Origin of the sequence: uncultured Sanguibacteroides sp., assembly GCF_900543425.1 — a bacterium.
Classification (GTDB): Bacteria; Bacteroidota; Bacteroidia; order Bacteroidales; family Marinifilaceae; genus Gabonibacter.
The window spans coordinates 17,259-39,462 of sequence record NZ_UQRQ01000014.1 but is presented as its reverse complement, the minus strand read 5'-3'; the positions used below and the strand labels follow the sequence as shown (position 1 = coordinate 39,462).

Annotated in this window: 18 protein-coding genes; 11 read left to right on the top strand and 7 right to left on the bottom strand. The window is 40.9% G+C overall.

What is annotated here, in order from left to right:
* Window positions 1-53: 53 nt before the first annotated feature.
* The 3 genes from QZR76_RS09115 to purB are packed head-to-tail and all read right to left on the bottom strand — an operon-like array spanning window position 54 to window position 4,145.
* Complete coding sequence (locus QZR76_RS09115) at window positions 54-929, bottom strand: NADPH-dependent 7-cyano-7-deazaguanine reductase QueF (RefSeq protein ID WP_294142435.1); 876 nt, start codon at window positions 927-929, stop codon at window positions 54-56.
* A gap of 2 nt (window positions 930-931) precedes the next feature.
* Window positions 932-2,755, bottom strand: a complete 1,824-nt coding sequence (locus QZR76_RS09110; RefSeq protein WP_294142433.1) for an ABC transporter ATP-binding protein — start codon at window positions 2,753-2,755, stop codon at window positions 932-934.
* A gap of 52 nt (window positions 2,756-2,807) precedes the next feature.
* Window positions 2,808-4,145 (bottom strand): adenylosuccinate lyase, encoded by a 1,338-nt coding sequence (gene purB / locus QZR76_RS09105; protein ID WP_294142431.1) that lies wholly within the window; start codon window positions 4,143-4,145, stop codon window positions 2,808-2,810.
* Between the two features lie 156 nt (window positions 4,146-4,301).
* Between purB and QZR76_RS09100 the strand changes: the two genes are divergently transcribed.
* Both QZR76_RS09100 and QZR76_RS09095 read left to right on the top strand, forming a co-directional pair.
* The gene (locus QZR76_RS09100; protein ID WP_294142430.1) at window positions 4,302-5,096 is read left to right on the top strand and encodes an EI24 domain-containing protein; all 795 of its coding nucleotides are present in this window, start codon (window positions 4,302-4,304) and stop codon (window positions 5,094-5,096) included.
* Between the two features lie 26 nt (window positions 5,097-5,122).
* Entirely contained in the window at window positions 5,123-6,511 is a 1,389-nt protein-coding gene (locus QZR76_RS09095) for an NfeD family protein (protein ID WP_294142428.1), read from the top strand.
* A gap of 116 nt (window positions 6,512-6,627) precedes the next feature.
* On the opposite strand, the gene QZR76_RS09090 is transcribed toward QZR76_RS09095, so the two are convergent.
* Together QZR76_RS09090 and QZR76_RS09085 are read right to left on the bottom strand one after the other, a co-directional pair.
* On the bottom strand, window positions 6,628-7,578 hold the full coding sequence (locus tag QZR76_RS09090) for a 3-oxoacyl-[acyl-carrier-protein] synthase III C-terminal domain-containing protein (RefSeq protein ID WP_294142426.1): 951 nt from the start codon (window positions 7,576-7,578) through the stop codon (window positions 6,628-6,630).
* A gap of 9 nt (window positions 7,579-7,587) precedes the next feature.
* The gene (locus tag QZR76_RS09085; protein WP_294142424.1) at window positions 7,588-8,130 is read right to left on the bottom strand and encodes a TetR/AcrR family transcriptional regulator; all 543 of its coding nucleotides are present in this window, start codon (window positions 8,128-8,130) and stop codon (window positions 7,588-7,590) included.
* A gap of 271 nt (window positions 8,131-8,401) precedes the next feature.
* On the opposite strand from QZR76_RS09085, the gene QZR76_RS09080 reads away from it, so the two are divergent.
* The 5 genes from QZR76_RS09080 (at window position 8,402) to QZR76_RS09060 (ending at window position 13,159) form a co-directional block, all read left to right on the top strand.
* On the top strand, window positions 8,402-9,331 hold the full coding sequence (locus QZR76_RS09080) for a YitT family protein (protein WP_294142422.1): 930 nt from the start codon (window positions 8,402-8,404) through the stop codon (window positions 9,329-9,331).
* Window positions 9,332-9,575: 244 nt separating this feature from the next.
* Entirely contained in the window at window positions 9,576-10,790 is a 1,215-nt protein-coding gene (locus QZR76_RS09075) for a hypothetical protein (RefSeq protein WP_294142420.1), read from the top strand.
* Window positions 10,787-11,272, top strand: coding sequence for an RNA polymerase sigma factor (locus tag QZR76_RS09070; RefSeq protein ID WP_294142416.1), 486 nt, complete (start codon window positions 10,787-10,789; stop codon window positions 11,270-11,272). Before QZR76_RS09075 ends, QZR76_RS09070 begins: the two co-directional genes overlap by 4 nt.
* Before the next feature lie 10 nt (window positions 11,273-11,282).
* Window positions 11,283-12,230 carry a hypothetical protein gene (locus tag QZR76_RS09065; RefSeq protein ID WP_294142414.1) on the top strand — a complete coding sequence of 316 codons (948 nt, stop codon included), beginning with the start codon at window positions 11,283-11,285 and terminating at the stop codon, window positions 12,228-12,230.
* Between the two features lie 35 nt (window positions 12,231-12,265).
* On the top strand, window positions 12,266-13,159 hold the full coding sequence (locus QZR76_RS09060) for an outer membrane beta-barrel protein (protein ID WP_294142413.1): 894 nt from the start codon (window positions 12,266-12,268) through the stop codon (window positions 13,157-13,159).
* A 37-nt stretch (window positions 13,160-13,196) separates the two neighbouring features.
* On the opposite strand, the gene hydF is transcribed toward QZR76_RS09060, so the two are convergent.
* Together hydF and QZR76_RS09050 are read right to left on the bottom strand one after the other, a co-directional pair.
* Entirely contained in the window at window positions 13,197-14,399 is a 1,203-nt protein-coding gene (gene hydF / locus QZR76_RS09055) for a [FeFe] hydrogenase H-cluster maturation GTPase HydF (protein ID WP_294142411.1), read from the bottom strand.
* 9 nt (window positions 14,400-14,408) lie between these two features.
* Entirely contained in the window at window positions 14,409-15,560 is a 1,152-nt protein-coding gene (locus QZR76_RS09050) for a sigma-54 dependent transcriptional regulator (RefSeq protein WP_294142409.1), read from the bottom strand.
* Between the two features lie 229 nt (window positions 15,561-15,789).
* Here QZR76_RS09050 and QZR76_RS09045 point away from each other — a divergent pair, with 229 nt between their 5' ends.
* The 4 genes from QZR76_RS09045 (at window position 15,790) to QZR76_RS09030 (ending at window position 22,161) form a co-directional block, all read left to right on the top strand.
* Window positions 15,790-17,979: a patatin-like phospholipase family protein gene (locus QZR76_RS09045; protein WP_294142407.1), complete on the top strand. Its 2,190-nt coding sequence runs from the start codon at window positions 15,790-15,792 to the stop codon at window positions 17,977-17,979.
* Between the two features lie 9 nt (window positions 17,980-17,988).
* Window positions 17,989-18,978: an FAD:protein FMN transferase gene (locus tag QZR76_RS09040; RefSeq protein ID WP_294142405.1), complete on the top strand. Its 990-nt coding sequence runs from the start codon at window positions 17,989-17,991 to the stop codon at window positions 18,976-18,978.
* A 21-nt stretch (window positions 18,979-18,999) separates the two neighbouring features.
* Window positions 19,000-20,895, top strand: a complete 1,896-nt coding sequence (locus tag QZR76_RS09035; protein ID WP_294142403.1) for a hypothetical protein — start codon at window positions 19,000-19,002, stop codon at window positions 20,893-20,895.
* A 132-nt stretch (window positions 20,896-21,027) separates the two neighbouring features.
* Window positions 21,028-22,161 (top strand): cation:proton antiporter, encoded by a 1,134-nt coding sequence (locus QZR76_RS09030; protein WP_294142401.1) that lies wholly within the window; start codon window positions 21,028-21,030, stop codon window positions 22,159-22,161.
* Window positions 22,162-22,204 lie beyond the last annotated feature (43 nt).

Here is a 22,204-nt window from a genome sequence, read left to right as displayed (position 1 = left end):
GAAAGCACAAAAAATGACAAAATAAAACCGATCTGTTAAGGTCGGTTTTTTTATTATTGTCTTAAACTTCTTCGGGTCAATATTTCCGGAGTATGCAGACAAGAGGGAAGGTACTCTTTCCGGTTGGCCCGGGAGGGACATATGTCTATACCTCCGCGGCGGGTATATAAACAGCTGATAGAAAGTATTTCCGGATGAAATAGATCCCATAGGCGTTTATAGGTCATCTCGCATATCTCTTCATGGAAATGGTTCTCGTTTCGTAAGGAGACGATGTATTTCAACAGGGAAACAGGAGAAGGTAATTGTTGCGCCTTTATTCTGATGTACAGGGTGCCCCAATCCGGTTGTTTGGTAATCTTACAGTTGCTTCTTAACAGATTGCTATATACTTTCATCTCTCCTCCGGGCTGGATTGCCTGTCGGAGGAGGGCGGGAGCCTCGTTATATTCCGTGAATTCTGTTTCTTGGTTCGCGGGAAGTTCTTCAAGTAGAGTATAACCTTCAAAATCAAACGGCATACATTCGGGAAGTTTTTCATGAAAACAGACCCGAACGGAGGTATTCAATAATTGTTGCAGGTCGGATTGAACGGTTTGAGTAAATAAATTGATTCCCTCGGAGGCATTTTCTCCCAAGCGAGTCATATTAAAGGAATTCAAATAGAGTTTCAGGGATTTGCTCTCCACTAACTTTTCGCTGGTAGAGGGGTATACGATCTTAAGAATACCACAAACGGGAAGTCCTTTTTGTGTGATAAATCCTGCTTCATAGGCGTGCCAGGTATCGTAACCGCAAAAAAGTTCTTCCGGTTGATGGATGTCATACATTTCCCGGTTTAAGCTACGAGGAACGGGTACGAGTATCGACGGGCAGTAATTCGTGGGATAGGCGACCTGTTGACCAAGTACTTGGGCTTCAATTTCCATAATCAGAAATTTTGCATATTATACAGTTTGGCATATATGCCGTTTAGGGCGAGCAGTTCTTCGTGGCGTCCCCGTTCCACGATCTCTCCTTCGTGGAATACACAGATCAGATCTGCATTCCTGATCGTGGAGAGTCTGTGGGCAATAACGATAGATGTTCTGTTTTTCATCAGGTTATCTAACGCATCCTGTACTAATTTTTCCGATTCCGTATCTAAGGCCGAAGTTGCTTCGTCCAGAATCATGATCGGAGGATTTTTCAAGACGGCTCGTGCGATGCTCAACCGTTGCCGTTGACCTCCGCTTAGTTTACATCCCCGGTCTCCGATTATGGTTTGATACCCTTGCTCGGTTTGTAGGATAAAATCGTGGGCATTGGCTATGCGGGCGGCGTTTTCGATCTCTTCTTTCGTGGCTTGTTCTACTCCGAAAGCGATATTATTGTATATCGTATCGTTAAACAGGATCGGGTCTTGGTTGACATTTCCCATTAGTTCCCGCAGGTTGTGAAACGTCAGATTACGGATATCGATGCCGTCTATGCTTATAGCCCCGCTATTGACATCATAAAAACGGGGCAATAAATCCACAAACGTACTTTTTCCCGAACCGGATTGACCGACAAGAGCGATCGTTTTTCCTTTGGGAACGGATACATTGATATTTTTCAGAACCTGTTTGCTATCGTTGTAGGAGAAATTGACCTGTTTGTATTCTATATTCGTTTGGAATTCTTCAAGTCGTTGCGGTTCTGTCGGTTCTTGAATCGAGGGTTGAGTATCCAGAATCATATCGATTCGGTCCATGGCAGCCAATCCCTTTTGTACGCTGTAATAGGCGTTCGTTAAATTTTTAGCCGGATTGATAATGGAATAAAATAGGGCAATATAGGCTATAAAGGCTTCTGCATCTAAGGCTCCTCGGTGCTCTAACACCAATGATCCCCCGAACCAAAGGACGATGACGATGACAATGGTACCTAAAAATTCGCTGACCGGATGGGCTAATGAACGGCGGCGCATCAATCGGTTTTGGATGCGACGGTATGCCTCGTTCTCTTCCGAGAATTTGTTTTTCATTTTTTTCTCCGCGTTAAAGGCTTTGATAATACGCAATCCCGATAGCGTTTCTTCCATGAGAGATAGTATTTCTCCCATTTTATTTTGCCCTTCCCAGGAATGCCGTTTCAGGTTCTTACCGATTTTACCGATCAAACCTCCCATGATGGGGAGTAAGACAAAGACGAATAAGGTCAATTGCCAACTCATAATCAACATGGTTGTCAGATATACGATAATCAGAATGGGACTTTGAAAAAGCATGTCCAAAGAACTCATCACGGAAGCTTCCACCTCTTGGACGTCTCCTGTCATACGAGAGATGATGTCTCCTTTACGCTCTTCCGAGAAAAAAGGGAGAGGCAGGGATAATATCTTACTGTAAATTTTACGACGAATGTCTCTCACGACACCGTTCCGGATATAAATCAATTCGTAGGCTGCCAAGTAAGCAAATCCGGTTTTAAGAGCGGTAGCTATTACTGCAAGAACACCGACAAAAATCAAAGTCGTTGAGGGGCCGAATGCATGTTTGATTTGCGTGATATAATAGTAAAAATTGTTACTGACGGCTTCTTTTGTAAGTGCGAACGGGAGAAGTTCGGTAACATCTTTTTGATTGTCAAAAATGATTCCCAAAACCGGCATAAGCATGGCTATGGCAATACTGCCGAAAAGAGCATGCAGGAAATTGAAGAGGATACTTTTGGTCAGCTTCAGTTTGTAAGGAGGAATAAACCTTTTGAATATAATTAGTAGATCGTGCATATAATGGTATTACGGAGTTAAATATTACCGGATCGTATCCGGTAATATCGAATTAGATTCCAGTATAATTCGAAGGAGTAATTCGTTTTAATTTCTCTTTCAATTCCGGAGATATTTCTAAGGTGTCGATAAACTCGGCAATCGATTGTTGTGTCACCTTACTGTTTGTCCGCGTCAGGGCTTTTAACGCTTCATAAGGGTTCGGGTAGGCTTCGCGGCGCAAAATCGTTTGGATGGCTTCGGCAACAACCGCCCAGTTTTCCTCCAGGTCTGCTTCAATGGCCGTTGGGTTGATAATCAGTTTATTCAATCCTTTAAGTGTGGATTTGAATGCGATTACCGTGTGAGCTAACGGAACACCGATATTCCGTAGTACGGTAGAGTCGGTTAAATCTCGTTGCAAACGGGAAATCGGTAATTTATTGCTCAGATGATCCAATATGGCGTTGGAGATGCCCAAATTTCCCTCTGAGTTTTCGAAATCGATGGGGTTTACCTTATGAGGCATCGCTGAGGACCCGACTTCTCCTGCTTTTATGCGTTGTTTGAAATAAGCCATAGAAATATATGTCCAGAAATCCCGGTCCAAATCGATGACAATATTATTAAGACGTCTTAGGTTATCGCATACGGCCGCAAAATTATCGTAATTTGAAATTTGTGTCGTGTATTGTTCCCGTTCGATTTTCAATTTTTCAGTCAGGAACTTATTACCGAATTCCGTCCAATTAATTTCGGGATAGGCGATATGGTGGGCATTGAAATTACCGGTTGCTCCTCCGAATTTTCCCGAGCAAGCGATCTTTTTTAAAAGATCCAGCTGTTTGGTCAGACGGTAAACAAACACTTTGATCTCTTTTCCCAAACGAGTGGGGGATGCCGGTTGGCCGTGGGTTTTGGCTAACATGGGAATGGCTTTCCACTCTTCGGTGAGCTCTTCCAGTTTGGCGATCAATTCGTCTATCAGGGGATAATAGATATCATGCACGGCGTCCCGGAATGAACAGGGAACGGCTGTATTGTTTATATCCTGAGATGTCAATCCGAAATGAATGAATTCTTTGTAATGTTGTAAATGAAGTTCATCGAATTTGGATTTGATAAAATACTCCACGGCTTTTACGTCGTGGTTGGTTACTTTCTCTATCTCTTTGATTTGTTCCGCATCTTTTACGGTAAAATTCAGGTATATCTCTTTTAGACTGTCAAATAGTGTATGATCGAAATCTTTTAATTGAGGAAGAGGGAGTTCGCATAAGGAGATGAAATATTCGATTTCGACCATTACCCTATAGCGGATTAAAGCACTTTCAGAAAAATAGTTTGCCAATCCTTCGACTTTATCTCTATATCTTCCGTCAATCGGTGAAATCGCTGTTAATGATTGCATAGTATAATTTATTTTTAAATGAACACATCCATAATGAAATTGAGGAAAAACTCTTAAATGCAAAAGTATAAAAAAATGGGAATTGTTACTTGAAAATAGAGAATAATCAAAAAAATAGCATAGATTTACAGTAGTTTTTTTAAGGATTTTAAGGATATGGCTTTTTTTCAAGGGTTATGGTTCGGTATAAAAAGTTACAGGGAAGCAGGGCGCATATTATTTAGCCGTTCTTTCCGTTGGTTTATGATTTTACCCTTGTTGGTAGCCTTTATTTTGTTTCTTGCCGGAAACTATTTTGCAGCCTCTTGGGGGGAGAGCTTGTCTGACATTGTACAACAGAAGATTACCGCTTGGATTGCCGGGATTTCCTGGTTGGAATGGTTGAATGAAGGGGTCGGTTTTGTCATCCGTTTTTTGATTCGGGTGTTTTATTTCTTTCTGTTTATTACCTGGGGAGGCTATATCGTAATGGTCGTGATGTCTCCGGTATATTCCTGGTTATCCGAACGGGTGGAAGCTCGTCTTTCCAGGGTTAATTATCCTTTCGATCTCAAACAATTACTATGGGAAATCGGGAGGGGAGTAGTGGTTGCTGTAAGGTGCATGTTGTTTCAAACCTTGTTGATGATTTTTTTGTTTTTCGGGTCGTTTCTTCCCGTGGTCGGTTTGATTACTCCTGTTTTGACCTTTATCGTATCTGCTTATTTTTATGGTTTTGCCTTTATGGATTATGCTATCGAGCGGAAGCGTTTTAAGGTAAAGGAGAGTATGCGTTATATGAAGCGAAATGCCGGCGTCGTTATCGGAATCGGGACTATTTTTGCCTTGTCGTTGGCGATTCCTTTTTTACGGGTAATCGCTTGCAGTATAGTTTCTTTATTTTCCGTGGTTGCAGGGACTGTAGTGGTTGAAGAGTATATAAATACTGAAAATCGAATAGAAAACAGGTGAAGCCTGTTTTAAATTTATAATAATAGATGATGAGAAGATTTGTATTGATTATCGGTTTGTTATGCTGGTTCTTTTCCGGTATGGCAGAAGAAAAGAAGAGTATCATTTTTAAAGTAGATATAAAGGATGAGATCGGACCGGGTGTATGGCGGTTGGTAAAACGCTCCTACGAGGAGGCGGACAAAGCGAAAGCCGATTATATATTGATTCATATGAATACCTACGGGGGCATGGTTGTCTATGCCGACTCGTTGCGGAGTCTGATATTGAACGATAAGCGTCCGAGCTGGGTTTTTATAGATAATAATGCGGCTTCGGCGGGAGCTTTGATTTCGTTGGCTTGCGACCGGATATATATGCGGGAAGGGGCCAATATCGGGGCTGCTACGGTTGTAAATCAAACGGGGGAAGCTATGCCCGATAAATATCAGTCTTATATGCGCTCCATGATTCGTTCTACAGCTCAGGCACACGGGATGGATACGATTGTAAACGGACAGGATACGGTCGTTCGTTGGAAACGGGACCCTCGTATAGCAGAAGCTATGGTGGATGAACGGATAGCGATAGCGGGGGTAACCGATAGCGGTAAGATTGTAACGTTTACCCCTCGCGAGGCGATGAAATTCGGTTTTTGCGATGGGATTGCGGAGAGCGTAAGCGAGGTCATTGAGAGCGAGGGAATATCCGATTACGAGATAAAAGAGTATCATGCCACGGGAATGGATAAGCTGATCGGTTTTTTGATTCATCCGATCGTGCAGGGAATTTTGATCATGATTATTATCGGAGGGATCTATTTCGAATTGCAGACTCCGGGAGTCGGTTTTCCCTTGGTAGCGGCATTGACTGCCTGCGTGCTCTATTTTGCCCCTCTTTATCTGGAAGGATTTGCCAATAATATCGAATTGATCATGTTTGTGGTCGGGGTTATTTTGCTTTTGCTGGAGATTTTTGTCATTCCCGGATTCGGGGTTACCGGAATATCGGGGATTATTTGCATAATAGCCTCTTTAGTGTTGGCCGGGATCGATGATGTATCGTTTGATTTTTTCAATGATTTCGTTCGGGCGATTATTCGTTCCATCTTTTTTGTAATAAGTTGTTCTTTGATCTCCTTGTTCGGTAGTATATGGTTGAGTCGTAGATTGTTTGCTTCCAGGAGATTGGGATGGTCGTTGCAGGCTGAAGAGACGGCGGATTCCGGTTTTGTCGGGGTGGATATGACGGCGAAACAGGAATTAGGTAAGGAGGGTGTTGCCGAAACCGATTTACGTCCGGCTGGTAAAGTATCTGTAGACGGAGAGCAATACGATGCGGTTTCCAATTTAGGGGTGTATGTTCCTAAGGGGAGTCGGGTTAAGATCGTAAAATACCAAGCAGGGCAACTTTACGTGGAATCGATAAAAGAATAAGTCTTTGTTGTCATCTTTATTTTCGACATAATACTATTTTTGCCTGAAATAACGTAAAACGGAAGTTTAATGATAAACCTCCGTTTCGCGTATTTTAATAATAAAACTTTCTTAAATTAGAATTGCAGTAAAACGGCACCGCAGGAGTAACCTCCTCCGAATACGGTAAGGGCGACGAGATCGCCGGTTTGGACCCGGCTCAGGTTTTGGGATAGAGCTATGGCACAGCTGGGGCATCCCGTGTTACCGATCTCTTCTATGTTGGATAAAATGTGGTTTTCGGGAAAATCGATTTGTCGGGCGATGGTGTTCATGATTCGCTTATTGGCTTGATGAGGAGAAATAAAAGCCAGATCGCTTAATTGTTTCCCTTGGCTGGATACCACTTTTTTAAGTGCTTCTATCATATAATGACAGGCATTGATAAACACGTCTCTTCCTTCCGGCATGCCGATACCTCCGTGTTGAGGCCGGAGATAAACGGCCGTATCGGCTTTGCTTATATCTCCCATACCACAGGTATATATATTTAATATTTTTGCATCTTTCCGGTTATAATTATCGGGAGAAATGGCAATGGCAACGGCTCCGTCCCCCCAAAGATGACCGCTTTGCGGACAAGTCGCATTGCTATACGCCGTGTTGTGCTCGGAAGCGATAATCAAAGCTTTGGAAGCTTTCTTCATAGAGAAATAGCCTTCCGCTATCTCCATTGCGTTGATGAAAGAGGAGCAGGCTGCCGTGACGCTTAGACATCTGGCATTATGTATCTTAAATTCCCTTTGTACCATATGTGCCGCTGTAGCTACCGTATCATAGGGAGAATACGTGGCGGCGATGATAAGATCGATCTCTTCTATCGGGTAAGGAAGTGTTTGTTGCAGGTTCCTGACGGCTTCAATCGCCATGGTATTCGTGTTTTCCATAGCACTTGCCTTGCTTCGATTTTTTATTCCTGTCCGGGTATAAATCCATTCGTCGTCCAAGCCGTTTACAGGCTTGAAGTAAGAGTTCGGAACTCTTTCCGTGGGTATATAATGTGCAAAATTGTTGACAAATAATTCCATGTAATATAACTATTTCTTTATAATACCATAAAATAGAATACGAGTATATTCATTAATAATCTGATCTATAGGTTCGTGTTCATATCTTCGGATAAAACCGAATTCGAGACTTTTAAAAACAGGTTGTAGAAAAGCGGCAAATGTTTTAGAATCGCTAATCGTAAAAATTTCACTTTGAACCCCCTCCTTAAAAATATCTTCTAATAATTCCAGCTCCTTTGCATCTATATTTTTCCTTAAAATTTCAATTCGACTGTTGTTATACAAAAATGTTTTTTTGATGTACTCACTATTACACATTAATTCGGCGATCAAATAAAATCTTTCTTTAATATATAACTTTAGTCTTTTATCGGCTGGCAAAGCCGTTGCTGTTGCCTTCGTTAATTTTTGATGAATCAGTTCTATTTTTTGATCAACAATCTGATTGAAAATATCTTCTTTGCACTTATAATAAGTATATAACGTACGGCGACTGATTTTAGCGGTACTTGCAATATCTTTCATTGTTGTTCGATAGAAACTTAATTCTGTAAACAACTTTTGTGCCACGTCGATGATTCTGGCCTGAGTTATTTGTAATTTCGATCTCAAATTTAATACACACTTTTAATGATGTGTGCAATTATAGCTCTTTTTTAGAAAATATAAAATAAAAAAATCGGTAAATATTATTTTTCTCTTTCGAATAAATTCCTTATAAGGTATGACAAAAGTCATGTTTTGATAGCATTTCGCCTCCTATATTCGCGGCCTGATTCAGGAGGTGCTGTTTTTACAGGCCGTGATGTTTGTTGTTATATAATTTAAAATAGGAATTCGAATGGCATTTTCGTTAATGAAAGAAAAACCTTTCACGAAAGAATGGTTTAAGACTTATGCCTTGCTAATCGGCGGAGCGTTTATTTTGGCATTAGGGTACAGTTGTTTTATGGCTCCTTACAAGATTGTTCCGGGAGGAATATACGGTATTACCATCGTATTGCAACATATGTGGGGATTCCCGATCGGTATGGCGGCGCTCTGTTTTAATTTGCCGTTGAGTCTATTGGGAATGAAAGTTCTGGGACCACAGTTTGGTGTTAAAACGTTTGTTTGTTTTATTTTGGTGGCCGTATTTGCCGACAGTATACCGGCAATACTTCTAACGTTGATGGGGGAACCTATTCCGGTTAACGGGTTGCTGGATCCGTTTAAATTAGGGGACGAGGTTCTGCTGGCTTGTATTTTCGGTGGTGTTGTCATGGGAGTGGGAGTGGGTATGATATTGAAAACCAGAGCTTCGAGCGGGGGTACGGATGTACTTTCGAATATATTGCATAGGTGGACACATCAACCGTTAGGACAGCTTCAGATGACCGTGGATTCCTGTATCGTTGTATTTGGTTTCCTGATGTTTCAGGATTGGAAGGTGCCGATGTATTCTTGGTTAGCTATATTCTTGATGGGTAAAACGATAGATATCGTATTGCAAGGATTTACGAATGAAAAAACCTTTTTCATCATATCGGATAAAGTGGAAGATATCCGTCATTTTATTTTGACGGATATAAAGCGGGGAGGGTCTATCGTTCCGATTCAGGGAATGTATAACCGGACGGAGAAGGAGATGATCATGACCATGGTTAATCGTCGTGAAATGGCAACCTTGCAACGAGCTATTTATCAAATTGACCCGAATGCTTTTGTTACGATTCTGGATGCGAAAGAGATATTGGGAAAAGGATTTAAAAAATTGAATTCCGAATCGTAAAAAGTTTTTGTAAAAGAATTCAGTAATAGGGGCGTTGTTTTTCCATCGTGAAACAACGCCTCTTTTTTATTCTGGTCAAATTTGGTGTATTCCGGATGATCCGTTTCGGAGACGATATAAATGATCAATGTCATTTACGATTATAGTTATTCCTGTGCGGACTTTTGTTTTTAGTTAAAATTATTTTTTGCTTGTAACTATTTACGATATTTGTTCGTCATAGAATTGAAATAAATTGAAACACATGATAAAAACAAATCTTTTCATCGTATTGTTCGTCTGTATGTGGCAAGGACTATGGGCCGGAGTGAATGAGGTTAGAATATTCGGGGAAGTTACTACGGTAACCAATAAAAAAATTACAGGATACATTTCGTGGGGGAAGAATAACTTGTACTGGGTAGACTTATTTACGGCCATGAAAATAAGTAATCCGTATATCTCTTATTTCAAGGGAAAAGATTCTGTTTTATTTAAAAATGATTTTCATACAGAGCCGGGAATACATGTTTTTTCTTGCCGTTTTGGCAATATAAAGAGTATTCGTCCGATAGCAGCCGACCGGGTTGAGTTGCAAATAAAAAATGGAAATATCATTGAGTTACGAAAGGATTCGTTACATGATATAGGGGAAAATATTTCGATTGAAAAGAGGGATGGTGAAGTCGAGATGCTTTCCTGGGAATTGATAAGTGAAGTCGAATTCTGTGCAGCTCCGAAGGATTTTTCTGCTCCTCGGGATGTACCCATCGTCGGAATGGTAACGACTCCATACGGGAAATTTAAGGGAATCGTTCGATGGAATGGGGATAAAAATTCTTTAAGGCAGACCATTAGCGGGATAATCGGAAAATATGGGGCGAGAATAGCTTTTTCTAATATTGTTTCTATTCGAAAAAAGGGATTTGTAAGTGTTGTGAATTTAAAAAGCGGCCGAGAGGTAAGTATGTGGGGAGAAAGTGATGTGAACGAGGAAAATCGGGGAATTTTTATTAGTATGGCATCCGTGGGACAGGTATGTGTGGAGTGGCCTGATTTTATCTCTTTTGAAACGGTTGCTTTAGAAGATATAAAACAAATGGGATATGAGGATTTCTCGGAACCTGTTCGGTTGAAAGGAAGGGTGGAGGATCATGACGGTAGGATGATGGAAGGGATTTTGGTGTATGATTTGGATGAAGCGATGGATTTTGAATTATTGGAAGGGAGGAATGGAAATACGGTTTACGCGTTGCCTCTTCGTTACGTGAAAAAGATTGAGCCGAAAAACTATGAATATACTTGGGTGGAGTTAAAGAACGGTACGAAATTGATTCTGGGAAAATATAATGATGTGAATGCTAAGAATGAGGGCGTATTACTTTTTAGAAAAGGGGAAGAACCGGAATATTTTCGTTGGCGAATCATCAAACGGATTAATCTATGGGAGAGTGATATACCTGAAATGAAGACGAAATGACAAGAGCAGAGTATAACCGATCGGTGGATGATATTTCGGATGGTTTATTCCGTTTTCTTTATAAGGCATGTCGTTCGAGGGAGATGGCGCAGGATATCGTGCAGGATAGTTTTTTGAAATTATGGGAAATGCTCTCTACTATAGAGAAGAGTAAGGCAAAATCGTTTCTCTATACCACGGCTTATCGCCGTATGATAGACCTTCTTCGTCGGGAACATAAATACGGCGATATTGAAGAGATCGGTAATCGGTTTTCGGTGGAATATAGTAATTCCCCCGATTTGCAGGAGATTCTGGAGTCCGCGTTGGCGAAGTTGCCAACCATACAAAAAACGGTGGTGTTATTGCGGGATTACGAATCCTATTCTTATCAGGAGATCGCAGAGATAACGGGGTTAAATGAGACACAGGTGAAAGTATATATTTTTCGGGCCAGAGCGTATATGAAAGATTTTATCCGTAGACCTGATTTAGTAATTTAAGGAGGGAGATATGATAACAAAAGAGAATTACGAGAGTTACGTTATTGATTATATGGAGGGTGTATTGCCAGAGGCATTGCGGAAAGAACTGGAGGCTTTTTGGCTCCGGCATCCGGATTTGTTGGAGCGGACGGAAGAAATGGAGCAAGTAAAATTAATACCTCCTCCATTAAGTTTCGAAGGAAAATCTACCCTGAAACAAAAAAATCAGGACGGAAGGATGGACTATTATGCTATTGCTGCTTCCGAGAATGTTTTAACTGAGGATGAACGGAAAAGAGTAACGAAAGAGATGAACGAAGAGAGATTTCGTGAGGTGGTATCTGTTTACTCGCGATTAAAAATGCTTCCGGATCTCTCTGTTCGATACCCGGAAAAGAGAAACCTATACCGATGGTCCGGATGGCTATACGGAATGGTGCGTTACGGAAGTATTGCCGCCCTTTTATTGATCTTGTTCGGGATTATGTTTTACTGGATAGGAGAGGATAAAACGGGAGAAAATCTTTCTTCTCCGGTTATTGCTCGTTTGGAAAGTAGAGAAATAACATCTAAGACGCCTGTTGTACCTTCTATATTTAAAGAAGAAGTAGATGTTCCCGATAGCTCTTCTGTGAAATCCGAAGCAACGGTCTCCGTTCGGCATTTGAAAAAGCGGACTCCTGTATCTGTCGAGCAGCCGTTGCAAACCGCTCAGCGGATAGAGGTTATGTCGATTATTCCGGCCGATCGACAGATCGCTATTGGTCAGGAAATTATTTTAGTCCCTCAGGTAGATTTGCAGATTATGAAACGTGAGATTGTTTCCGACCAGCTTGCAGAACAGGACAAAAAATATTACACGTTGATTCCGGATTTGAAAATAGCGGATAGCTTTTTATCCAATTTAATTCAGGCGGGAAGAGACTGGAAGGAACGTTTAAAGAATAAGGAACGGAAAGAATATGTTTTGTGGTAGATAACATGATTATAAATGAGATAAAAATTAGAATTATGAAATTGATGATTATTGTCTGTGTGTTTTTATTGGAATGCATTACGGCTTCAGCTCAAACGGATTCTGTCGTGATAAATGATTCCTGGCATAAAAGAGATTCACTAAGAGAAAGGAAACAATCCAAAGATTCGATAGGGAAAGAGGAGGAAATTATTGTGTGGGATACGCTTGTAAGACCCCCTGGAGAAAAAGATAGAATCCGTCGATTGATATATGAAATAACTCTATTGGATACAGATAATCAACGTGATGATTCTCGTTTTACCGGAAATTGGAGAGGGTTTTATTTCGGATTTGTGAATTTTGGAAATACCGATTATTCCAAATACGACGGGGATCGTTTTTTAACGCTGGATTGGGCTAATTCATTTGCGATGCAATTCAATTTTTCTCAGTTTTCATTACCGGTAAATTTGAATTTCGGTTTTGTTACCGGTTTGGGATTGGAGTACCAGCGTTTACGTTTTGATCGTAATATTACTCTGCATAAGGATGAAATGGGACAGTTACAACCCCTTCCTCTGTCGGAACTGGGAATCGATCGTCCTAAAAGGAGTACGTTTAAAATCTTATACCTGACTTTGCCTATCCTGATGGAATATCAGTATCGCACGAAGAATAAAAATATATTTTACGTATCTACTGGATTTATGGGGGGACTCCGGCTTCACTCCAAGACTAAAATCGTTTATAAAAACGATAGAGGAAGTAAACGGATACAGAAAGATTCGGGAAGTTATGGGATGGCTCCGGTTAAAGTGGACTACGTGTTGAGAATGGGATTCGAGGGCGTAAGCCTATGGGGCAGTTATACTTTAACTCATCTGTTTAATAATTCTATAGCTCCCGGGGTTCACCCGTATTCCATCGGATTTGGTTTTATATTGTAATTTTAGCGATTCTTTCATATTAAAAATCGGGAAGTTTTCAATTTCCCGATTTTTTAAATATCTCTATGGCCCGGTTGAAAATGCCGTGCAGGTAGGCGATCGTCATGCCGTAATTACTAACCGGTATTCCTGCATCGATGGCAGGTTGAAGCCTGTTTTTTAATTGTTTACCGGTAATCATACATCCTCCGCATTGAATAACCATCGCGTAATCGGTGATGGGACGAGTAATGGCATCCAATCCCACGATAAAGTCAAATGTAAATGTTTTACCGGTATACGTTTGGAGCCAGTTGGGAATTTTATGGCGTCCGATATCCTCACAGGAAACGTGATGCGAGCAGGATTCCAGCATGAGTATGCGGTCTCCTTCTTTTAGGTTTTCAATCTGTGCCGTTCCTTCTAAATAAGCTTCAAAATTACCCTTATGCCGGGCCAAAACGATGCTGAAACTGGTCAGGGGTATTTCCGTAGGTACGATGGGGGCTACCTTTTTAAAAACCTGACTGTCTGTGATGGCCATTTTAGGACGAATCTTGGTATTTTCCAGAAAAGAGGCGATCTCTTCCGGTTGCAAGACGATTCCGCTACAGTGATTATCCAGAATATCCCGGATCATTTGTACTTGAGGTAAGATTAAACGTCCGGCCGGAGCTTCGGAATCGATGGGGGCTATCAACAGAACGATATCTCCGGGAGTGAGTAGGTCTCCTATTAGAGATTTCGGTCCCTGCTGCCGATCCTTCCATACTTCTTTCAATGCTTCGATAATGCGATGATTCTGTCGAGTAAAAGTAGAAAAATCGATAACGGGACAGTTGTATGTTTTGACTAATTTGCTTCCAAGATCGGGAAGCAGAGCCTCTTCGTCACTTTTGTTGTGAAGGATGATAAAAGGAGTTTCTAACTTTTTTAGCTCGTTGATTAATTCTTCTTCCTCCTGACCGAATCGGTTGTGGGCGATTACGACGATGGCGATATCGGCTTGTGCGATTGCGTTTCGAGTTTTTTCTATCCGTTTTTCTCCGAGTTTTCCGGAATCGTCAATTCCTGCCGTATCTATGAAAATAACGGAAGCAAAATCCGGGATTTCATAACTTCTTTTAACCGTGTCGGTTGTAGTTCCGGCAATCTCGGAAACAATGGCAATCTCTTGTCCCGTTAATAGGTTAATAAGAGAACTTTTTCCATTATTTCTGCGTCCCAATAGGACTATATGTAATTTATTGTCTTTTCCCATAGTGTCTCGTTACCTGTACATTTCAACATCTTCTTTTGTGATGGTCTGACCGCAGAGAATAATCAAACGTTCTACGACATTACGAAGTTCCCGAATGTTACCCGTCCAATCGCATTCCTTTAAAGCTTTGACGGCATCCGGGGTAAGCGCTTTGGTGGCAATTCCCATTTCCGAACAAATCTCGTTGATGAAATAGTTGGCTAACGGTTCGATATCTTCGGTTCTTTGGTTTAAAGGCGGAACGTCGATAATAATGACACTAAGGCGATGGTATAAGTCTTCCCTGAAATTTCCTTTTTCAATCTCTTGTTTTAAATTTTTGTTGGTAGCGGCAATTACCCGTACATCTACGTTTATATCCGTGTCTCCTCCAACCCGTGTAATCTTTTGTTCTTGTAAGGCTCGTAATACTTTTGCCTGAGCACTTAAGCTCATGTCTCCGATTTCGTCAAGGAACAGGGTCCCCTCATTAGCAAGTTCGAACTTTCCCTTTTTCTGTTTTATGGCAGAGGTAAAAGCTCCTTTTTCATGTCCGAATAATTCGCTTTCGATCAGTTCGGAGGGTATTGCGGCACAGTTGACTTCTACAAAAGCGTTATCCCGGCGGTTGCTGAGTTCGTGAAGTTGATGGGCAACCAGTTCTTTTCCGGATCCGTTCGGGCCGGTAATTAAAATCCGTGCATCCGAAACAGCTACTTTCTCTATCATTGAGCGTACATGATTCAAAGCCTCTGAATGACCGATCATCTCGTATTTTTTGCTGACTTTATTTTTCAGCGTTTTTGTCTCGTGTATGAGTTGATGTTTGTCGGTAGCGTTCTTTATGGTAATCAGTAAGCGATTCAGGTCCAGAGGTTTTTCTATAAAATCATAAGCCCCCTTTTTAATCGCCTCGATAGCCGTATCTATCGTACCGTGTCCGGAGATCATGATAACGGGAGTATCGGCGGAAAACTCCTTAATGCGTTCCAGTACTTCTATTCCTTCCATTTTCGGCATTTTAATGTCACAAAAAACGATGTCCGGTTTTTCCGATTTTACGGTTACCAAGCCTTCCATACCGTTTTCTGCTAAAAGGACTTCATGCCCTTCGTACACTAATATGTCTTTCATTGAATTTCGAATGCTTCGTTCGTCATCAATTACCAATATCTTTGTCATATTTTTTCCTTTTTTCCACAGTTCTGGCAAAAATAGCGAAATAAAACGAATCGTCGGTAAAAGCCTTTTTATTTTATTGTAAAAATGTAAAGATAGATATTTCTTTAATAGATTTAATTTGTGAATAGTAGATGTTTTTTTGCCGGGTACGATGATGAATTCAGGAGAAATCACTACATTTGGGAAGATTGAACGGAGGGGTAATGAAAGCTGAATTAAAAATGTTTGTATGAGACGATTGTTATTGTTGCTTATCGTTTTTTTTGTCGTGTTGGATGGGAATGCTCAGCGTAAAAAGGTGGGGCTGGTGTTGAGTGGGGGGGGCGCTAAGGGGGTGGCCCATATTGGGGTACTGAAAGTGTTGGAAGAGGCCGGGATACCGATAGATTATATTGCCGGAACGAGTATGGGGGCTATCGTGGGGGCTTTGTATGCCATTGGATATGATGCCCACACGATGGACAGTCTGGTACGAAAACAGGATTGGATCTTTTTATTGAGCGATAAGGTATACCGTTATAATTTGCCTTTTTCCGAAAAAGAGGTAAATGAGAAGTACTTGGTTTCTATTCCGATTAACAATAACCGGGAGATAAAAATGCCATCCGGTTTTATTAGCGGGCAAAATATTTACAATCTTTTTTCCGATTTGACGATCGGTTACCATGATTCATTGAATTTTGACCGGTTGCCTATCCCTTTTGCCTGTGTTGCCAGTAATTTGGTGGACGGAAAGGAGGTCGTTTTGGATAGAGGTAGTTTACCCTTATCAATGAGGGCGAGTATGGCTATTCCCGGCGTGTTTGCTCCGGTACTTAAAAATGGCATGGTATTGGTTGATGGTGGAATTTCTAATAATTTTCCGGCAGATTTGGCGAAGCAAATGGGTGCCGATATTTTGATCGGAGTTGATGTACAAGCTGAGTTGAGGGATGCTAAAGGGTTGGAGTCCGTAACGGGTATTATCGATCAGATGACCTCTTTTTTGGGAATTCAAAAGTATGAAGAGAATAAGAAGTTATTGAACGTGTATATAAAACCGAATGTTGCTCCTTATTCGGCGGCAAGTTTCTCCCGGGAGGCTATCGATACTTTAATCATGCGCGGAGAAGAGGTTGCCAGAAGTCAGTGGGATGAGCTGATTGCTTTGAAGAAAGAGATCGGAATAGGGAAAGAGGCGAAAGAAGAAAAAGAGATAGAGAACGAATTGCTTGAAAGTGATACGATTTGGGTGAATCGTATTGTTATAAAAGGAATTGATGAACGGGATGAAAAGTGGTTGAAGAGAAAAATACGATTGAAGAACTATACTCACATCACTACCCGCGATATACACCAGGCTATTGCGGAGTTATACGGTACGGGAGCGTTTGCTCACGTCAGTTACCGTTTAACCAATGCTCCTAACTGTAATTTGGAATTGATTTTGAAGGAGAAATCCATGAGTTCGTTGAATCTTGGATTTCGTTTCGATACGGAAGAGATGGCAGCTATTTTATTAAATACGACCATCAGTCATAGGACTCTTAGAGGCTCCCGTCTCTCCTTGACCGGTCGGCTGAGTAAAAACCCGTATGTGCAGTTGGATTATTCTTTGGGGAATACCTTTTTAAGACGTTTTAATCTTTCCTATATGTTCAAATACAATGATTTGAATATATACGTGAAAGGGAAAAAAACAGACAATATAACTTATACTTTTCATCGGGGAGATTTGAGCATTTCGGATATCTATTTTAAAAACTTAAAGTTTCAATTAGGTTTACGGTATGAGTATTTCGATTATGATGCTTTTTTATACGCGGATCGGGAGCATAATATAAACGTGAAACCGGAGGGATTTTTCGTTTATTATGGATTGGCTCATGTCGAGACTTTTGATAAACGCTATTATCCCACGAGAGGGAGTTCCTTAAAAGTGGATTACTCTTTTTACACGGATAATTTTGTAACTTATAATGACGGGACTCCTTTCTCTGCCTTGGGGTTTGATTTTACTTCTGTCATTTCAATCACTCGGCGGGTAAAAATGTTGCCTTCTATTTACGGCCGGATTTTGATAGGAAAAAATGTTGCTTATCCCTATATGAATAGCATGGGAGGGGAAGTTGCCGGAAGATATGTCGCACAGCAATTGCCCTTTTATGGCATACAAAACCTGGAGCGGTTCGAAAATTCGCTTGTCGTGGCTAAATTGCATCTCAGGTATCGTTTGGGGATGAATCACTATGTTTCTTTGATTGGAAATTACGCCAAGCAAAAGGATAATTTTTTTGATATTTTGAGTGGTGATGATATCTGGGGTGGCGGTGCCGGTTATTCGTACGACAGTATTGTGGGACCCATAGATGTCACTTTTAGTCTGTCAAACTGGACGAAGAAATTAGGTTTTTACTTTAGTTTAGGGTACTATTTTTAATTGAATAAAATGAGGAACTGGATATTGATTATCGGATTGGTGTTGAACGTTGTTGGTTGTCGGCAGCAGGAATACAAGTTTATGGAGGGGAAAATATACGGGACTTATTATTCTATCTCTTACGAGAGTGCGGCGAATTATGATTCCACTATTGTAAAAGAGATGGAACGGGTAAATTCTTCTCTCTCTATGTTTAACCCCAATTCAGTAATTACGAAGATAAACCGCGGTGAAAGCGATCGGGTCGATTCGCTTTTTGTCCGGATGTTTATTCAGGCTCAGAAAGTATATGATATGACGGAAGGAGCCTTTGATATTACCGTGGCTCCGTTATCCAACGCCTGGGGATTTGGATTTAAGAACGAGCGCTTGCCTTCGGCAGGGAAAGTAGATTCTTTATTACGATATATCGGAATGAATAAATTGACCTTAGACGGCATGCGGCTTGTAAAGTCCATGGAGGGGGTACAACTTGATGCAAGTTCTATTGCCAAAGGATTAGGCGTGGATTTGGTAGCCGATTTCTTGGAAAAAAAGGGAGTAAAGAATTACATGGTCGATATTGGAGGAGAGATCCGGGTGCGAGGAATAAGCAGCAAGAGTCGTGCCTGGAGGATAGGAATAGACAAACCCGTGGATGATGTGAGTGCTTCCACGAGAGAATTGCAGGCGGTCGTTGCCATAGAAGAGGGTGCTTTGGCAACTTCTGGCAATTATCGAAATTTCTACGTGATAGATGGAAAAAAGTATGCCCATACGATCGATCCGAAAACGGGTTATCCGGTTCAACGAGATATATTGAGTTCTTCTGTATATGCTCCGACCTGCATGGAGGCGGATGCTTATGCAACGGCTTTTATGGTTTTAGGGAGAGAAAAAGCTCAAAAAATCATAGAAAAGAATACAGAATTGGAGGCTTGTTTTGTATATTTGGACGATAAAGGGAAACAAGAGGTGTGGATGTCCGATGGATTTAAAAAATTGATCGTCTCGGAGTAAATTTTCAGAGAAAGAGTAGTAATGATTAGGAGTCTGATTTTGGTGTTAGCGTGTGTATTGGTCGGGGGGCAAGGTCATGCACAACCTTCGTCGGAAAATGTACGTGGGGAGAAGGAGATTTGGAGAGATACAATTGTCGAGAGCGGCGTGTTTCAGCCGGATAGTCTGATTCGTGATACGCTTCGCTATGAATATACGAAAATAAAGAATGCGGCTTATCGTTGGAAATGGACGAAAGAGTTGTATAAAATGATTTTTGTTAATCCCAAAAAATATAATATCGATATCGTCCAATCGGAAAATAGTGAGGATCGGTATAAGAAGTACAAGGGGAAAATAATCCGGGATATTTACGTTAAGATTCTTCCGCCTTTCGGGACGAGTGTCAGGGACACGATATACGAACAGGATAGTCTCGATTGGTTGCGAATGATGGCTAATAATGTACACCAGAAATCTTCGGAACGGATCGTAAAGAAACAGTTGACGGTAAAACCCGGGATGGCGGTAGATCCTTTTGAATTAGTAGAGAATGAAGTTTTATTAAAGCGGCTTTCCAATATTGATGATGTTTTAATCGAGATAGAGGAGATACCGGGAAATTCCGATGAGGTGAATTTGCTGGTGATCTGTAAAGATGAATTTTCCTGGACGGGAGAGGTTTGGAGTAATTTTTTAAATGCGGCGGATATAGGTATAGAGAGTAAAAATTTGTTTAAAAGAGGCCATCAGGTACATTATCGGGCCAGCTACCGGGGAAGAAAAGATCAACGCTGGGGTAATCTTATTGAATATCAGGTCGATAATTTATTTTCTACCCGGGTAGATTTTTATGGAAGCTATGAGAATACTTATGTCAGGGATATGCTGACGCTCTCGTTGAACAGGCCTTTTCAAACCTCTCGTACAAAGTGGGCGGGAGGTATCGGTTATAGCCGGATATACTCCTCGTCGACCTTGGTAGACCGGGATATTACGAAGCCCGTGGAGTTGTTTAACTATCGGTTGTTCGATACATGGATAGGGAGATCTTTTTATTTAGGGGAAAAATACAGTTTTACCCGTAATCTTTATTTGACCGGTCGTTACATGGGAACGCAATTTGTCAATCGGCCGATTGTAACCAGCGATTCGAATTCTTATTATTATAATCGGAGTACGTTTATCGGAGCGATCGCTTTTATGAAATTGAAGTATTTTAAAGCCAATTTGATTTATGATTTTGGACGGACGGAGGATATCCCTTCCGGTCTGTATGGAGCTTTGCTTTATGGATACGAAAGAGGCGATTTTACAAAAAACGGCTATCTGGGAACGGAATGGCATTACTCCTGGTTTAATAAATACACGAATCGTTTTTACGCGTTTCATGCGGCTTTGGGATCTTTTATGGATGGGTATGATTTCGAAAGCGGGGTTTTTAAACTGGGAGCCAGTTATTTTAGTCGTTTGTATCACCTGTCTAAACATCGTTTGCGTTTTTACAGCAGCATGGAGTACGTGAAAGGAATTAAACGAAACAACGATGATTATATCTATTTTGAAGATAGCAAGATTACAGGTTTTGATACCGATACATTACAAGGAAATCAAAGGCTTTCCGGTTCTTTATCGACGACGCTTTTTTTACCCTATATCAAACGAGGATTCCGTGCTTCGCTAACCGGTTTTGTCGATGCCGGTGCTTTGGCAGAAGGAAATAAGTCCATATTGAAAGCTCAGACTTATTGGGCGGTCGGGGTTAGTGTAAATTTGCGGAATGATAATTTGATTTTTAAGAACGTGAGTATTCGTTTGACTTATTATCCTAAAGTTCCACCCGGTTTTCACTCTTTTGACGTAGATATTTCCAGTCGGCGTAGAACCGGATTCTTCGATTATCGTATATCTAAACCGGAGACTATTAAATATGAATAACCGATGTTTGAGTTTTATTAATATTTGTTATTTGTATTTAAAGACTCTGCCATTTTAAAACTATCGGCCTGCGTGGAGGATTTCATTATCTTTGCGGAGGCTTAGAAAAATTACGTAATATATATTAATCGAATGAAGAAAGTTTTTTTGTTTTCTATTTTTTTATTATGCGGTTTACTGTTTTCCCAAGTGTTACCTTCGGCAATGGGAGCGGCATACGGAATAGTGGCGGGAGTATCCAAATGGTTGATGTTTATATGTCTTGCTTTTATCATGATCAATGTTGGACGGGAGTTCGAGTTAGATAAGACCAGATGGAAATCCTATACTACCGATTATTTTATAGCAATGGCCACGGCTGCTGTTCCCTGGATTTTTATTGCTATTTATTATATCTTTTTTCTTGATTCCGGTTTATCCTGGGATAAAAATTTATTGATCAGTCGATTTGCGGCTCCGACTTCTGCCGGAATTTTATTTACCATGTTGGCGGCTGCCGGGTTAAAACAAGAGTGGATCTATAAAAAAACACAGGTGTTAGCTATCTTTGATGATTTGGATACTATTTTATTGATGATTCCTTTACAGATATTGATGATTGGCTTTAAATGGCAATTGTTTGCTATTATATTGGTTGTTTGTGTTCTATTGATTTTCGGTTGGAAAAAGTTGAGTTCTTTAGATATTCCGCAATCCTGGAAGGCGATCGTGATCTATTCGATTTGTATTGTGGCCGCTTTCGAAAGCATCTATTTGCTGACGAAGTTTTTGATGGGACAGGATGGGGCTATTCATATTGAGGTTCTATTACCGGCTTTTGTGTTGGGTATGGTAATGAAAACCGTGCATCATACCTCTGTTACCGAAGAGAGGGTTTCCGGTTTTGTCTCTTATCTTTTTATGTTTCTGGTAGGGTTGAGTACGCCGTTGTTTATCGGATTGGATACAAGCGGAGAAGCTATGCCGGGGTGGGGAATGCTGATTTTTCATGTAGTTGTCGTTACTTTCCTTTCCAATCTGGGAAAGATGTTCCCCTTGTTTTTCTATCGTGACCGGAATATATTGGAACGTTTGGCTCTTTCCGTGGGGATGTTTACCCGGGGAGAGGTAGGTGCTGGAATTATTGTTATTGCTATGGGATACCAATTAGGCGGGCCCGCGTTGATTATCTCTATTCTCAGTTTGGTATTGAATCTTGTATTGACGGGATTTTTTGTTGTGGCGGTAAAACATCTGTCTCAGAGGGTGTATGGGGTTAGAGAATGAATTGATTTTAAATTGTAGATTTACGATTTTAGATTTAAAGATA

Coding starts and splice junctions, on each gene's coding strand:
- QZR76_RS09115 (WP_294142435.1), bottom strand. CDS start 929: ATGGAAATTGAAGCCCAAGTACTTGGTCAACAGGTCGCCTATCCCACG.
- QZR76_RS09110 (WP_294142433.1), bottom strand. CDS start 2,755: ATGCACGATCTACTAATTATATTCAAAAGGTTTATTCCTCCTTACAAA.
- purB (WP_294142431.1), bottom strand. CDS start 4,145: ATGCAATCATTAACAGCGATTTCACCGATTGACGGAAGATATAGAGAT.
- QZR76_RS09100 (WP_294142430.1), top strand. CDS start 4,302: ATGGCTTTTTTTCAAGGGTTATGGTTCGGTATAAAAAGTTACAGGGAA.
- QZR76_RS09095 (WP_294142428.1), top strand. CDS start 5,123: ATGATGAGAAGATTTGTATTGATTATCGGTTTGTTATGCTGGTTCTTT.
- QZR76_RS09090 (WP_294142426.1), bottom strand. CDS start 7,578: ATGGAATTATTTGTCAACAATTTTGCACATTATATACCCACGGAAAGA.
- QZR76_RS09080 (WP_294142422.1), top strand. CDS start 8,402: ATGGCATTTTCGTTAATGAAAGAAAAACCTTTCACGAAAGAATGGTTT.
- QZR76_RS09075 (WP_294142420.1), top strand. CDS start 9,576: ATGATAAAAACAAATCTTTTCATCGTATTGTTCGTCTGTATGTGGCAA.
- QZR76_RS09070 (WP_294142416.1), top strand. CDS start 10,787: ATGACAAGAGCAGAGTATAACCGATCGGTGGATGATATTTCGGATGGT.
- QZR76_RS09065 (WP_294142414.1), top strand. CDS start 11,283: ATGATAACAAAAGAGAATTACGAGAGTTACGTTATTGATTATATGGAG.
- QZR76_RS09060 (WP_294142413.1), top strand. CDS start 12,266: ATGAAATTGATGATTATTGTCTGTGTGTTTTTATTGGAATGCATTACG.
- hydF (WP_294142411.1), bottom strand. CDS start 14,399: ATGGGAAAAGACAATAAATTACATATAGTCCTATTGGGACGCAGAAAT.
- QZR76_RS09050 (WP_294142409.1), bottom strand. CDS start 15,560: ATGACAAAGATATTGGTAATTGATGACGAACGAAGCATTCGAAATTCA.
- QZR76_RS09045 (WP_294142407.1), top strand. CDS start 15,790: ATGAGACGATTGTTATTGTTGCTTATCGTTTTTTTTGTCGTGTTGGAT.
- QZR76_RS09040 (WP_294142405.1), top strand. CDS start 17,989: ATGAGGAACTGGATATTGATTATCGGATTGGTGTTGAACGTTGTTGGT.
- QZR76_RS09035 (WP_294142403.1), top strand. CDS start 19,000: ATGATTAGGAGTCTGATTTTGGTGTTAGCGTGTGTATTGGTCGGGGGG.
- QZR76_RS09030 (WP_294142401.1), top strand. CDS start 21,028: ATGAAGAAAGTTTTTTTGTTTTCTATTTTTTTATTATGCGGTTTACTG.